The sequence below is a fragment of the Variovorax paradoxus genome (assembly GCF_040544635.1).
Classification (GTDB): Bacteria; Pseudomonadota; Gammaproteobacteria; order Burkholderiales; family Burkholderiaceae_C; genus Variovorax; species Variovorax paradoxus_R.
Window position 1 is genome coordinate 24,220 of sequence record NZ_JBEPKJ010000006.1, and the last position, 13,509, is coordinate 37,728.

Genomic DNA, 13,509 nt, shown 5'->3' on the forward strand with positions numbered 1-13,509 from the left:
ACCTCGGTAACGCACACCCCATGGCCGGCCAAGCAGCAGCACGCCTGCACGACCCCATCGCCCACACCAACGCCCATGCGAGGTTCTGGGCCAAGTTCGCGGGCGGGTTGGTCGGCGGCATCGCGGTGGGTTTTGCGGCGGGGCTGGCGGCGGCCGCCATCGTTGGCACCGGCGGGCTGGCCGGGCCGCTCGTGGTGGGGCTGGTGGTGGTCGGCGCGCGCGTGGCCGGCGGATACGTCGGCGCGGGGCTCGGCGAGGCGGTGGCCGACGCGCTGGTGCCCGAGACCCTTACTGTCACCGGCAAGATCAGCAGCGGCTCGTCGGACGTGTTCATCAACAGCAAGGGCACGGGCGCGGCGCGCGCTTCACCCGACATACCGATGGACACGGTGACCTGCGCCAACGACTCGCCGCAGATCCTGCTGGCCGAAGGCGCCGAGACCGTCTTCATCAACATGGGCGTGGCCTCGCGCAAGAACGACCACACCGAGTGCGGCGCCAAGATCAGCGATGGCTCGCCCAACGTCTTCATCGGCGGGCCCACCGCCCGCGTGCGCGACGTGGCCGACGAGGTACCGCTGATCTCGAAGATCGCGGTAACGGTCTTCAGCCTTGTGATGATCTACAAGGGCCTGCGCTGCCTGCCCAAGCTTGCGCGGCAGGGCAAGGCCGCGCTGCCTTGCCTCATGGAAGGCGCCATCGGCCTAGGCATCGGCATCCACGGCATGGTCAGCTCCATCGGCAACCCGGTGCATGCGGCCACGGGGGTCAAGTTTCTGGGCGGCGAGAGCGAGCTCGACTTCACACTGCCGGGGCCGCTGCCGATCGTTTGGCAGCGCTTCTACAACAGCCGCGATGCGCGCAGCGGCGGCCCGTTGGGGCAGGGCTGGAGCCTGCCGTATGCAATGGAACTGCGGCTCGACACCGGCTCCGACGGACAACCCGTCGTCGTTCTCGTCGACGACCAGGGCAGGGAGGTGGAGTTTCCCGACATCGAGCCGGGTACCCGGCAATACAGCCTGCGCGAGGGCCTGGACCTGTGCCGCACGGAAGGCGGTTGCTACTTCTTCCACATTCCGGGCGGGCTGTTCTTCATCTTCGGCGAGCCCTCGGCCGGCCACGCGCGCTCGCAGGTGCTGAAGCTCACCCGCATCGAAGACCGCAACGGCAACTTTATCGAGCTGCGCCATGACGCACTCGGGCGCCTGGGTGAAGTGACCGACAGCACCGGGCGCCTGATCGTGCTCGACCATGCGGGCGAGAGCGAGCGGCTCGATGCGGTGCGCCTCGCGGTTGGCGCACCGGGCGAGACCCAGGGCCTGCTCGTCGCCTACCGCCACGACGCGCAGGGCCGCCTTGCCGGCGTGACGGACCGCAGCGGAGCATCGGTGCGCCGCTTCGGCTACGACAGCCAGGGGCTGATGAACTTTCACGCCGATGCGGCAGGGCTGGAGTGCTATTACGAATGGAGCGAATGGGCCGGCGCCGCGAACGAGGCCCGCGTCGGCCGCCATTGGACCAACGACGGCCAGCGCTACGACATCGCCTACGCCGCCCTGCTGCCCGAAGGTGCAAGCGGCGCCGAGGATCCGGCCACCGCCATCGGCGAGACCCGCGTCGTCGACCAGCTCGACCGCGTCTTCGTCTGGCGCTGGAACGCGGAGCACCAGCTTACCGCGTATACCAACGCCGAAGGCCAGCACTGGCAGGCGCACTACAACGAGCTGCACCAGCTCGTCGCAATGACCGAGCCCCACGGCGCGATCACCCGCTGCGCCTACGACGCACAAGGCTTCATGAGCAGCCGCACCGACGCCTTGGGCCGCACGCACAGCACCGGCTGGACCGAGTCCGGCCTGCCGTGGCGCGAGACCCTGCCCGACGGCAGCGCCTGGACCTATGCCTACAGCGACGAGGGCAACCTGGTGCGCGAGACCGACCCGCTCGGCCACGTCACCGAATACAGCTACGACAAGCGCGGCCTGCCCATACTGGTGACCGATGCCAGGGGCGGGCGCAACCGCATGGCCTGGAGCGAATGCGCGCAGCTGCTCGCGCTCACCGACTGCTCCGGCAAGACCACGCGCTATGCCTACGACGGCTGGGGCTGCCTGAAGACCATTACCGATGCGATGGGCCAGCAGACGCGGCTCACGCACGACGCCATGGGGCGCCTGCTGGCCGTCTCGCAGCCCGACGGCAGCCACCAGGCCTTTCACCGCGATGCGGCGGGCCGCCTGGTTGCCGCCACCGACGCGCTGAGCCGCACCACCCGCCTCGCGCTCGGCCGCCGCGGCGAGCCGCTGCTGCGCGAGGATGCCGAGGGCCGGCGCATGGCGTGGAACTACGACAGCGCCCAGCGGCTGCAGTCGCTCGTCAACGAGAACGGCATGCGCTTCGAGTTCGTCCGCGACGAGGCCGACCGCGTGGTCGAAGAGCGCCGCGTGGGCGGTACGCGCGTGCAGGTGGCCTACGACGCAGGCGGCTGGCCCGTCGCCATTACCCACTTGCCCGGCATCGGCGACGAAGACCTCGCGCTCGATGAACCGCAAGCGGGCCAGCGCCGCGTGGCGCAGCCGCTGCGCACCGAGCTGTTACGCGACGCCGTGGGCCGGCTGGTCGAGAAACGTACCGCCACCCATTGCTACCGTTACCGCTACGACGTGCTCGACCGGCTCATCGACGCAGTCAAGCTCGAAGTTGTGAGCGCGGGGGCCGGCGAGGCGCCACCAACGCTGCGCCCGCTGCACCGCACCTGCTTCGTCTACGACAAGCTTGGCCGCCTCGTCGGCGAAACCGCCGTCGACGAAGTCAGCGGCGAGCGCCACGAACTGCGCCACGAGCACGATGCGCTCGGCAACCGCACGCGCACCCTCCTGCCCGCGCTCGCGGGGCAGGAGGGGCCCGTGCGCGGGCTGAACTACCTGCACTACGGCTCGGGCCACCTGCACCAAGTCAACTTTTCGCTGCAGCACGGCGATGCGCCCGCCGTGCACCAGCTCATCAGCGACATCGAACGCGACGACCTGCACCGCGAGACCGCGCGCAGCCAGGGCGCGATCTCCACCCGCTTCGCGCTGGACCCCATGGGCCGCCGCGCCGCTGCCTGGAGCCAGCCGGCATCGCTCGCCGCGCCCTTCACCACGCGGGACGCCGCCTGGCGCCAGGCCATCGACAGCGCCGGCACCCCGCACGCCCGCCTGCTCGACGGGCTGATGAAGGAGTACAGCTACGACCCCGCGGGCGAACTGCGCCAGAGCCGTCATTCGCTGCAGGGCACCACCAGCCGTCGCTACGACGCCACCGGGCGCATCGATGAAACCGTGCGCATGCCACCGACGCCTTCCGCGCATGCGGCGCATGGTGCGGCCAACCAGGAACGCTTTGCCTACGACCCCGCCGGCAACCTGCTCGACGCGTCGCTTGCAGGCCCGGCAGCGCAGGGCGGCGTGTCGGGCTACGTGCGCGACAACCTCGTGCGGGTGTTCGAGGACAAGCGCTACATCTACGACGGCCACGGCCGGCTCGTGCGCAAGAAGTCGGGCAGGCACACCGAGCAGCGCTTTGAATGGGACGACGAAAGCCGCCTTGCGGCCGTGCACACGACGCGCCGCCCGCACACCCCCGAGGCCACCACGCAGGTCACCCGCTTCGACTACGACGCAATGGGGCGCCGCGTGGCCAGGCACGATGCGTTCGGCTGCACGCGCTTCGTGTGGGAGGGCCTGCGGCTGATCGAAGAGCGGCGCGGCTCGCAGGTGGTGAGCTACGTGTACGAGCAGGGCAGCCATGTGCCCATGGCACGGCTCGACGCGAAGGCCGAGCCTGCCGCGGCGGCATCGACCGCGCGCATCCTGCACTTCCACAACGACACCGCCGGTTTGCCGGAGGAGTTGAGCAGCGGCGACGGCAACCTGTGCTGGCGCGCGAGCTACAGGACCTGGGGCGCGACCGTCATCGAGCAATGGGAAGTCACCGCGCTGGACGGCCGCTCCGCCTGGCCGGGCGAAGAGGCGCCGCAGCCCGCCGAGCAGAACCTGCGCTTCCAGGGGCAGTACCTCGACCGCGACACCGGCCTGCACTACAACACCTTCCGCTTCTACGACCCGGACATCGGGCGGTTCATCAGCCCCGATCCGATCGGGCTGGAGGGCGGCATCAACCTGCATGCGTATGCCGACAATCCCATCGGATGGGCCGACCCGCTGGGCTGGTGTGCGCAGACGCTCAAGCAAAAGTACACCATCCTCCGCTCCAAAGGCCTGACCCCCATCGAGGCCGTGTCGGTCGCCAGGAACGGAACCTACACGCCGAAGTCACGAGAGCACCTGGGCCATTCCAACCACCATGCCAATTCGTCGCCGCAAGCAGGCAAGGGGCGGTTCCGCGTGGGCGAGGGCGGACAGAAATTCACCGACGAGGTCATTTACGCCCCGGGCACCGTCGTCACCCGGCAGGGCGCGCCCAACGCGTCGCGACTGCGCTTCGAGAACCCCGACCTCGGCCGCACCACGGGGCGGGCAACCGACAACGTCACCCCCGTGCGCGGCGGGCGCGTTGTGCTCGAGAAGCCGGGCGGCGGCCCGGTTCATGCCGAGCGAACCGTGGTGACACAATTTCCCCAATGAACCCGACACTCCGAAAACTCGAAGCGCTCGCCGCCGAAAGAAAGTTTGCCCCGCTGCCCGACGCAAGCACGCCCGAGGTCGACGCCGTGCGCGAAGCCCTGGGCGCGGGCAAGACGCGCGCGGTGGCCCGTGCACCGGGGAACGACCTGTACTCGCACCTGATCGAGTGCGAATTCAACAGGGAGATGCGCGCCCGCTTTCTCATACGGTTCGACCTGCGCGTTTTCGTCGTCCTGCCCTATGTCATGAACGGGCGCGTCTGGGAACTGGCGACAGAGCACCCGAAGCTGCAGGCGCTGTGTGCGCCCCTCGTGAGCATGCTGCTGGAGCGCAAATTCGAGCAGATCACCTTCGCCGAGGCCATGGAGCCCCTTGCGGAAGACGCCATGTTCGACCAGGGGTTTATCGACAACACCGTGCTCGCGTACTTTTTCGAAAGCCTCTGAAAAAAAGCCTGCGTCGCGCCATTCAAGGGCTGAGCGTCGTTCTCACCCCACCGCCTTGATCGTTCGCTCCCGCCCGGCCTTCGCCAGCATCGACGCCACCGCGCACGAGGCCAGCCGCGCCGGCTCCGAGTCGGCCCGGCTCGTCAGGATGACCGGCACCCGGGTGCCCAGCACAATGCCCGCCGCATAGGCCCCGCCCAGGAAGGTGAGGCTCTTCGCCAGCATGTTGCCCGCGTCCAGGCTGGGCACGATCAGCACATTGGCGCGGCCCGCCACCGGCGAGACGATGCCCTTGATGCGCGCCGCCTCGGCGTCGATGGCGTTGTCCATGGCCAACGGCCCGTCGAGCTGCGCGCCGGTAATCTGCCCGCGGTCGGCCATCTTGCACAGCACGGCCGCGTCGAGCGTGGAGGGCACCTTGGTGTTCACCGTTTCCGTGGCCGAGAGAATCGCCACCCGCACGGCAGGCATCTGCAGCGCATGCGCAAGGTCGATCGCGTTCTGCACGATGTCGACCTTTTCTTCGAGTGTGGGCGCGATGTTGATGGCCGCGTCTGAAATGATGAGCGGCTGCGAGTGGCCCGGAATGTCCATCACGAAGCAGTGACTGATGCGCCGCGACGTGCGCAGCCCGCCCTCGCGCCGCACCACCGCGCCCATCAGCTCGTCGGTGTGCAGGCTGCCCTTCATCAACGCATCGACCTCGCCGCGCAAGGCCATGGCTACGGCCGCGTCGGCTGCGGCGTGGCTGTGGGGGGTGTCGACGATGGGGATGTTGGAGAGGTCTGCGTTGGCCTCGCGTGCCGCGGCTTCGATCTTTGCGCGGGGGCCGATGAGCGTGGGGGCGATGAGGCCGAGTGCGGCTGAAGCGAGGGCTGCTTCGAGGGATACGGCGTTGGCTGGGTGGACGACTGCGGCGCGCAGCGGTGGGAGGGCGCGGGCTGCGGTGATTAGGCGGTCGTAGTGGGGGTGGGAGGTGGAGGGCGAGGGGGCCATGCGGGTTCCGAGCGTGGGTGGTTCTGGAAGTTTGCAGTAACTGACTGGAGAACTTCCGCCCAAAGCGGAAGGTGCGTCGAGATAGTTAACGAATGCCAATCTCACGGCAAATCGTTAACAAGTTACACCACAATGTGTCCATTCCAAGCAATGAACACAATGAGTCCCATCCACGCGGCGCGCGAGTACGTTTTAGAAGCCGTCCAGAAGCCCGCGCTCGCGAGCGCTCTGCCCGATTCGATCAAGTTCAAGATCCGCAGCGCTGGCATATGGGTGAGCCGTTTCAGACGGGTAGGGGACTTGTTCGTATACCTGAAGCGATTTAACGGGAGTACGCAGGACGGCCTTTCTGAAGAGATGCGCGCGCTTGGGCTCCAAACGTTCGAGGACATCGTTGACCCCTTTGAAAGGCGATTCGCCGATTGGGTTGGTGATCGGTTTCGAGCATCGGATTTCGTCATCGGCGAGACGTACAGCTCGCATGACATCCTGATCTTTGCGGGGATCTACGACACCCGCACTGAGGGGATGCTGGTCATTGAATCAGGTGGTCAACCAACGGCAGTCGTCATCAAGGCGACCATGAGCGGCGGCAAGTACAACAACGCGTGGCTGGAAGAAGGCCAACGGCTGAAGTACTACCTGAAGAGCATCACTCGGAACGGCGTCGTGCAATTTGGGGAGCACTTCAAGCCCAACGCGGCGGTCTTGAACGTGCCGGGCTTGCCAGTACTCGCTTTCGTGCGACAAACGGAGGACGATCCGTTTGTTTATGCCGGGGCTTTCTCGAATCAGCAGATGCACGATGAGCTGGACGGTGCGAAGTGGTTTGAGCTTGCACTTATGGGCTCTGATGATTTGATCGCCGACGCGGTCTATGTGCAGCGAGAGTTGCAGGACCGTGTGGCTCAAGCCTCGACGCGGCCAAGGCAAGAGCGTCTCGCACGCTTGGCCAATGCGCCAAAGAAGCCCAAGATCATTCGGACCGTTTCAACGGCATTTGTGAGAAATCCCGACGTAGTCGCCGAAGTTCTCTTTCGAGCGGGGGGACACTGCGAAGGATGCAAGAAGCCGGCGCCATTTGTCAGCAAGGCCACGGGCGATCCATTCCTAGAGGTGCATCACATAACGCCGTTGGCGCAAGGTGGGGATGACACGGTGGACAACGCCTGGGCTCTTTGCCCCAACTGCCATCGCGAAAAACACTTCGGCTAGTACCAAAGCGTTTCGACCAGTCGCCCCTGCGGGTGATTGGGAGGCTTGCATGACGATTTCTTATGTCGGATCCGTGATCCTAGTCACAGAATTGCAGGCGTAGAATGTACGCCAATGGCGTATGTTTTGACGCATGCTCACCGTCGTTGAAACCCCAACCTTCCAGAAGCTATGGCCGAACTATTGGACAGAGGACGAGCGAGGCGAGTTTGCAGCCTACATCTCCGCGAACCCGAATGCCGGAGATCCCGTCCAGAAGTCGGGCGGGGTGCGCAAGGTGCGCTGGAGCCGGGCCGGTTCAGGCAAGAGTGGCGGCGTGCGAGTTGTGTACTTCAACCGCAAGAGGCCCGGTGAAGTCGTCTTACTGTTGATCTACGCCAAAGCGAACCTCGATTCGATCTCTGGCGAAACCTTGAAGGAGTTGCGTGATGCCGCAGAAAAAGCCTATGAGTGATGCCGAGCTGGCTGCCTTCGAAGCGAGCCAGGACTTCGAGGCTTTGCTTGTGCAGTCGGCGCGCGAAATGGGCGCCGGGAAAACGCGCAAGGTCTACACGCCTGTTGTTGCGGCGCGCGAGAACGCGGGGTTGTCGCAAGCCGGCTTTGCCGCGCTGCTCGGTGTGTCGGTGCGCACCTTGCAGCAGTGGGAGCAAGGCCGCCGCGAACCGACGGGCGCAGCGAAGACGCTGATTGCCATTGCCGAGAAGATGCCCGAAGCGCTCAGGGCGGTTGACCCGGACTACAAGGCGCCGCGACGTGTGCTTGGTCGTGCGAAGGCCAAGCAGATCAAGGCCTGAGCTTCTGCATCGTCGAGCGCCGCGATGATCGCGGTCGTGTGCTCAAAGTCGATGCGATCCCCAATTTGTTCACTACATGGAGTCTTCCGCTAGCGCGCTTCTCTCCATACATTTGAAGGACCGCCGCGTCTCACGGCGGGACATCGAAATGCACACCGCAGCGATGTTGATGTGAGGCACAAAAGGCGACGGCCAAGGTGCGCTAACACCATGGCCGTCTAACCAAGTGACGTGCAACAACTTCGCAGGAGCGCACACCAAATGGCTGATCGAATTATCGCCGGGCAACACACGTCCGAATCCGAGGACGCAACCCATCAGCAGGATGCGTCAGACATTCTTGAGAACAAGTTGTCCCAACTGCAATCTTTGCTGAGTTGCTGCTATGGGGACTGCAGCGAATGGTTCGACGCGATTGGGGGTAGGCATCGAGACAACATCATGTGGATTGCTGCAGACCTGACGGCCGACGCCACTCAGCTTTTACAGGTACTGCTGAAACGAATCGAAGCGGCGAGTCAACCGAAAGCTTGAAATCATCAGTCGGTGGGTGTCTCTGCCCACCGGCAGTTCTCAGGGGTGGAGCGCAGTGAGCGCATCGGGCGACAGCCGCACGCGGAAGTAATTTGCAGTCTCTTCGTCGCTGCAATAGACGTAGCACCCCTTCATGTCGCGCGTCATCGGCGTGCGGTAGGTGTTCTTGATGATCAGGTCCGCCTCCGCTACAGCTTTATCTGGATCGGCCTTGAGCCGCGCCTTATAGCCACGCAACGTCTTGTCGTATCGATCCCGTGCCTGCGGCACCGTCACGACACGCCCATCACGAACGATGAGGTCCGGTCCGATGATGACCCCGATGGAGTCCAGCTCCAACCCCTGGCAGCCAAGCGATTGTCCGATCTTTGCACATCGAGTAAAAGCCAACCCGCGAGTCGAGCGGCACACCGCAAGAGACGCTCATCGCAATGGACAACGCTGCCGTGGCAACTCACCCACAATGTGCCTCCTGGCCCGCAGATCGCCGGATGTTGTTCAACCGGCAGCGGCGACTTCTCAGTTCGCTGTGCGCCCGCCACCAAACCCAACTAAACCCGGCTAAAACTGAGTCAAGCAGACTATACTGATGAGCACGCCGACTCGCGGCCGCGTCGTACACCAGGATTAGGAAATGGAAGACCGCTGGCTCTCTGTAGATGAGATGGCCGAGTACCTCGGCGTATCGAAGGACACCGTATACACCTGGGTGACAGGCAAGGGCATGCCTGGGCACAAGGTCGGGCGATTTTGGAAATTCAAGAAAGACGATGTTGATGCATGGGTGCGCGCCGGTGGCGCGTCTTCCAGTAGCGACGACTTCGATGAAAAGGGAACATCCCATGGCTAGGCAGCCGACAAACAAAAAGACCGCTGCAGATGACGCGGGCAACAGCGACAGCGATGTGGCTGTTGAGAAGAGCGACGCTCCGGAAATCGCCGAAGGGAAGATCTTTGACTACATCACCGGCGAACTCCTGAAGGACAGCGACAAAGAGCAAGTTCGCCAGCGCATCGCGCGGGCCATCATCCATGAGTACGGCATCGCCGCCGAGGACATGGAGCCCGACTTCAAGATCAAGGTCGGTGGCAAAAATCGCAAGCTCGACATCGCCGTGTTCCAAGCGGGCACGGCGCATGTCGCAGAGAACATGTACCGCGCGGTCATGGTCGAAAAGGAGCCGAAAGTCGGCACCAAGGGCGCGTACCGGATGCGTGACCCCGACGAGGCGCGCAAGGAGTTCGAAGTCCTCGAAGCAGCGATGGCCGAGGTCGAAAGCTGCAAGTACGGGCTGTGGACGAACGGCCTGGAGTTCTTCTTCTTCCAGAAGGAGATCACGCGCTTCGACACCAAATTTAAACCCATTGGCGACTGGCCTATGGGTGACGAAAGCATCGGCACGCGCGAGGCGGCATCGCTCGCGAAGATGCGCAGAGCCGACCCGGTCATGCTGCGCATTGCGTTCCGTCGTTGCCACAACTACATCCACGGTAACGAGGGCATGCCGAAGGATGCTGCGTTCTGGCAGTTCCTCTACCTCATCTTCTGCAAGATGTACGACGAACGCCGTGTCGGCGAGCACCGAGATTTTTGGGCCGGCCCCTATGAGCCGTTTGAACCAGCGGGCCAGAAGGAAATACGTCGCCGTATCCTGCCGCTGTTTGAGGCAGTGAAGCGTGCTTACCCGGATTTGTTCAAGGGCAACGAGGAGATCACGCTGTCAGACCGTGCACTGGCGTTCATCGTGTCCGAGTTGTCACGCTACGACTTCGCGCGTACCGATGTCGATGCCAAGGGCGCGGCCTACCAAGAGATCGTTGGCACCAACCTGCGCGGCGACCGTGGCCAGTACTTCACGCCGCGTGGCGCCATCCGCTTGGTGGTTCAGATGCTGGCCCCTAAGGAGAACGAGCGCATTCTCGATGTGGCCTGCGGGACCGGTGGCTTCCTCGTGGAGGTTTTGAACTACATCAACAAGGTCTTTCACGCAGAGAAGCACGTGAAGGCGGGCGACGAGAACACCGAAGAGTTCATCTCCATCCGTGATCGTCTCGCCAACTACGCGGCGAAGAATTTGTTCGGTGCTGACTTCGACCCGTTCCTGGTTCGGGCCGCACAAATGAACGTGATGATGGCAGGCAACTCGCTCGGGCACATGTATCACATGAACTCCTTGGAGTTCCCAGTCGGGCACCTGCCTGGCATCAAGCTCGCGTTCGACGAAATTCCGCTGGGCTCGATCGACGTGATCGCGACCAACCCACCATTTGGTTCCGATATCCCCGTCACCGAGCGAACGATTCTCGAACAGTACGAGTTGGCCCGCCGGTGGGAGCGGCAAGGCACCGACTTTGTGATGACGCAGAACATCAAGCCGGCGGTCTCGCCGGAGGTTTTGTTCATCGAGCGGTGCATCCAGTGGCTTAAACCAGGTGGGCGCCTAGGCATTGTTTTGCCCGACGGCATCTTGGGCAACCCAGGCGACGAGTACATCCGGTATTGGATCCTGCGCCACTGCTGGGTCTTGGCCAGCATCGACCTCCCTGTCGAGTCCTTCATCGTGGAGGCAAACGTCAACATCCTGACCAGCCTGCTCTTCCTTAAGAAGAAGCCGCCTGCAGTGATTCAGGCAGAAGACTTGGGTAGCAAGAAGGACTACCCGGTCTTCATGGCCGTTGCCGAAAAGGTCGGGTTCGATCGCCGCGGCAACACGCTGTTCAAGCGCCAGCCGGATGGCGAAGAAATCCTTGTGGATGTCAGTCACGAAGAGAAGGTGCGGATCGGCGGAAAGATGCACGTGCGGACCTTGCATCGCAAGGAACGCATCCTCGACGATGACCTCCCTGCCATTGCGGCCGCCTACGCTGAGTTTCGTGCAACGCACCCGGAGCCCAGCAAGTGATAACGCGCCTCGAAGCCACGCGCTATCGCTGCTTTGAACGGTTGGGCGTCGACGTGGGCGCCTTTTGTGTGCTGGTGGGGGCCAACGGATCAGGAAAGACCACGTTGCTTGACCTGCCTGGACTGCTCGGCGACCTGCTGCGCGCAAGCAATATCGCCTCGCCATTCATGGACCGGCGTCCAGACCTGCCACCGCGCGCAGGGAGTCTGAGCGAGCTGGTTTTTGCCGGGAGAGGCGACGACTTCTCGCTCGCGGTAGAGGCGCGCCTTCCCGATGTCGTTCAAGCCAAGGTGCTTGAGGGCATGTTCACGCGATTGCGATCGGAGAAGTCACGCTTGGCGTTCCAAGAGGATCGGCGACGCTGGCCCACTCACATCCGCTATGAGATCGGCCTGCGGATTTCGAGCGACCGCGAACTGCATGTCATCAACGAATACCTGTTCGTCTTCCCTGAAGGCCACGGCCCTGACAGGCGCCTGGGTGGGTTCCATGGAGTCTCCGCCGAAGGCAACAGGCATTGGCGACTGATTCTGGCGCGGGAGTTTGGCCACGAGGCTGAGTTCACGCCAGAAGTGCCTGCCAGCAGCGGCAAAGTGCGCGTTGCAAAGGCTGGGCTACCGCCCACCTTGCTCGCCATGCCACGCGTCATTTTCGAAACAGAAGCCGAATACCCGGCCGCGCGTTGGCTTCACAGCCTGCTGACAGCTGACGCGGTTTTCCTGGAACCCAACTGGCCTGCTATGCGCACGGCCAGCCCGCCGGGGCTCCCGAAGACCATCACCGCTGACGGTCGCAACACCCCCTGGCTCGCTCTCAACCTCAAGCGGGAAGGCGCTGCTGACGATGCGCCGGCAGACTACCGCAGCGAGCGCTACGGCGATTGGATCGAGCACGTCCAAACCGCGCTGCCGCAAGTGGCTGACATCGACGTGCGCGAACGGGAGGATGACCACCATGCCTATTTCGTTGTGCGATATCGAGGCGATTTCACGGTGCCGTCTGCCGGGCTTTCCGACGGCACCTTGCGCATCCTCACGCTCACACTGCTGCCCTATTTGAGGAAGCATCCGGCCATCCTCGTGACGGAGGAGCCGGAGAACGGTATCCACCCTCGTGCTATCGAGGCCGTCCTGCAGTCGCTCTCTTCGATGTATGACAGCCAAGTCTGGGTCTCTTCGCATTCGCCAGTCGTGCTTGTCAGAGCCAAACTAGATCAGTTGCTGTGTGCCCGCATTCAAGGGGACGGCGGAGTTGAGATCGTGGTGGGCACAGACCATCCGCGCCTCAAGGAGTGGCGTGGCGGAATTGATCTTGGAAGTCTGTTCGCGGCAGGGGTGTTGGGATGATGGTCAAGCGCCCCTGTGTCATCTTGGTTGCCGACAGCAACATGGCCGCTGCGTTTCGCGGCTACTTCAATCGAGATCGATGGGACTTGAGCCTTGGCTGCGCTCAGTTCGAGATCAATACGGCGATCGGTGGTGACCTGATCGTCGATGAGGGCGGCAACGACCCCGGCGTCTTCACCAAGGGCCACGAATTGCTACGCCCATACCAGCGCAGTCACGAACGTGCGTTGGTTGTCTTGGACTGCGAATGGGATGGGTCGCCAGGACGGGCCGTCATCGTTGAACGCGTTACCGAGCGCTTGGTTGAAAGCGGCTGGACTGCGGAGGCCGTCAAGGTGATCGCAATCGAGCCAGAACTTGAAAACTGGCTGTGGCAAGACAAGCCCCAAGTCGCCGATGTCTTGCGGTACCGTGGTGGAACCAGCCTCCGGCAGTACTTGGCTGATCATGGATGGTGGCCGATTGGTGCGGCGAAGCCCCCGCGTCCCAAGGAAGCTGCCGAGTGGGTGTTGCGGCAGACGGGGCAGCCTCGCTCATCAGCAATCTACCAGCGGCTCGCGAGCCTTATTTCCGTACATGGCTGTAGCGACGCCGCGTTCGCTGAGATGCATGGCGCCCTTCAGGCTTGGTTTCCAGTCCCTGTATGA

12 protein-coding genes are annotated in these 13,509 nt (G+C 63.7%); 10 read left to right on the forward strand and 2 right to left on the reverse strand.

Going from position 1 to position 13,509, the window contains the following annotated elements; translation table 11 throughout:
* The first annotated feature begins 20 nt into the window (after positions 1–20).
* Complete coding sequence (locus tag ABIC94_RS11640) at positions 21–4,628, forward strand: RHS repeat-associated core domain-containing protein (protein ID WP_354373177.1); 4,608 nt, start codon at positions 21–23, stop codon at positions 4,626–4,628.
* Positions 4,625–5,074 (forward strand): hypothetical protein, encoded by a 450-nt coding sequence (locus ABIC94_RS11645; RefSeq protein ID WP_354373178.1) that lies wholly within the window; start codon positions 4,625–4,627, stop codon positions 5,072–5,074. Before ABIC94_RS11640 ends, ABIC94_RS11645 begins: the two co-directional genes overlap by 4 nt.
* A gap of 42 nt (positions 5,075–5,116) precedes the next feature.
* Here the strand turns inward: ABIC94_RS11645 and ABIC94_RS11650 are convergent, their stop codons facing one another.
* Positions 5,117–6,070 (reverse strand): bifunctional enoyl-CoA hydratase/phosphate acetyltransferase, encoded by a 954-nt coding sequence (locus tag ABIC94_RS11650; protein ID WP_354373179.1) that lies wholly within the window; start codon positions 6,068–6,070, stop codon positions 5,117–5,119.
* 159 nt (positions 6,071–6,229) lie between these two features.
* On the opposite strand from ABIC94_RS11650, the gene ABIC94_RS11655 reads away from it, so the two are divergent.
* From ABIC94_RS11655 to ABIC94_RS11670, 4 genes are all read left to right on the forward strand, one after another.
* Positions 6,230–7,285: an HNH endonuclease gene (locus tag ABIC94_RS11655; RefSeq protein ID WP_354373180.1), complete on the forward strand. Its 1,056-nt coding sequence runs from the start codon at positions 6,230–6,232 to the stop codon at positions 7,283–7,285.
* Between the two features lie 133 nt (positions 7,286–7,418).
* Positions 7,419–7,739 carry a type II toxin-antitoxin system RelE/ParE family toxin gene (locus ABIC94_RS11660; RefSeq protein WP_354373181.1) on the forward strand — a complete coding sequence of 107 codons (321 nt, stop codon included), beginning with the start codon at positions 7,419–7,421 and terminating at the stop codon, positions 7,737–7,739.
* Positions 7,732–8,079 (forward strand): helix-turn-helix domain-containing protein, encoded by a 348-nt coding sequence (locus ABIC94_RS11665; RefSeq protein WP_354373182.1) that lies wholly within the window; start codon positions 7,732–7,734, stop codon positions 8,077–8,079. The genes ABIC94_RS11660 and ABIC94_RS11665 overlap by 8 nt, the downstream gene beginning before the upstream one ends.
* 261 nt (positions 8,080–8,340) lie before the next feature.
* A complete protein-coding gene (locus ABIC94_RS11670) occupies positions 8,341–8,613 on the forward strand; it encodes a hypothetical protein (protein WP_354373183.1) in 273 nt (90 codons plus the stop codon).
* Positions 8,614–8,652: 39 nt separating this feature from the next.
* On the opposite strand, the gene ABIC94_RS11675 is transcribed toward ABIC94_RS11670, so the two are convergent.
* Positions 8,653–8,952, reverse strand: coding sequence for a DNA/RNA helicase domain-containing protein (locus ABIC94_RS11675; RefSeq protein ID WP_436317991.1), 300 nt, complete (start codon positions 8,950–8,952; stop codon positions 8,653–8,655).
* A gap of 295 nt (positions 8,953–9,247) precedes the next feature.
* Here ABIC94_RS11675 and mads1 point away from each other — a divergent pair, with 295 nt between their 5' ends.
* The 4 genes from mads1 to mads4 are packed head-to-tail and all read left to right on the forward strand — an operon-like array spanning position 9,248 to position 13,509.
* Complete coding sequence (gene mads1, locus ABIC94_RS11680; RefSeq protein ID WP_354373185.1) at positions 9,248–9,463, forward strand: methylation-associated defense system helix-turn-helix domain-containing protein MAD1; 216 nt, start codon at positions 9,248–9,250, stop codon at positions 9,461–9,463.
* Positions 9,456–11,516, forward strand: coding sequence for a methylation-associated defense system DNA methyltransferase MAD2 (mads2, locus tag ABIC94_RS11685; RefSeq protein WP_354373186.1), 2,061 nt, complete (start codon positions 9,456–9,458; stop codon positions 11,514–11,516). Before mads1 ends, mads2 begins: the two co-directional genes overlap by 8 nt.
* On the forward strand, positions 11,513–12,862 hold the full coding sequence (mads3, locus tag ABIC94_RS11690) for a methylation-associated defense system AAA family ATPase MAD3 (protein WP_354373187.1): 1,350 nt from the start codon (positions 11,513–11,515) through the stop codon (positions 12,860–12,862). The genes mads2 and mads3 overlap by 4 nt, the downstream gene beginning before the upstream one ends.
* Positions 12,859–13,509, forward strand: coding sequence for a methylation-associated defense system protein MAD4 (gene mads4, locus ABIC94_RS11695; protein WP_354373188.1), 651 nt, complete (start codon positions 12,859–12,861; stop codon positions 13,507–13,509). The genes mads3 and mads4 overlap by 4 nt, the downstream gene beginning before the upstream one ends.

What these genes read in the sequence shown, in the direction of transcription:
- mads2 (WP_354373186.1), top strand. Translation starts at nt 9,456, where the DNA reads ATGGCTAGGCAGCCGACAAACAAAAAGACCGCTGCAGATGACGCGGGC.
- ABIC94_RS11645 (WP_354373178.1), top strand. Translation starts at nt 4,625, where the DNA reads ATGAACCCGACACTCCGAAAACTCGAAGCGCTCGCCGCCGAAAGAAAG.
- ABIC94_RS11655 (WP_354373180.1), top strand. Translation starts at nt 6,230, where the DNA reads ATGAGTCCCATCCACGCGGCGCGCGAGTACGTTTTAGAAGCCGTCCAG.
- ABIC94_RS11670 (WP_354373183.1), top strand. Translation starts at nt 8,341, where the DNA reads ATGGCTGATCGAATTATCGCCGGGCAACACACGTCCGAATCCGAGGAC.
- mads4 (WP_354373188.1), top strand. Translation starts at nt 12,859, where the DNA reads ATGATGGTCAAGCGCCCCTGTGTCATCTTGGTTGCCGACAGCAACATG.
- ABIC94_RS11640 (WP_354373177.1), top strand. Translation starts at nt 21, where the DNA reads ATGGCCGGCCAAGCAGCAGCACGCCTGCACGACCCCATCGCCCACACC.
- mads1 (WP_354373185.1), top strand. Translation starts at nt 9,248, where the DNA reads ATGGAAGACCGCTGGCTCTCTGTAGATGAGATGGCCGAGTACCTCGGC.
- ABIC94_RS11660 (WP_354373181.1), top strand. Translation starts at nt 7,419, where the DNA reads ATGCTCACCGTCGTTGAAACCCCAACCTTCCAGAAGCTATGGCCGAAC.
- ABIC94_RS11650 (WP_354373179.1), bottom strand. Translation starts at nt 6,070, where the DNA reads ATGGCCCCCTCGCCCTCCACCTCCCACCCCCACTACGACCGCCTAATC.
- ABIC94_RS11665 (WP_354373182.1), top strand. Translation starts at nt 7,732, where the DNA reads ATGAGTGATGCCGAGCTGGCTGCCTTCGAAGCGAGCCAGGACTTCGAG.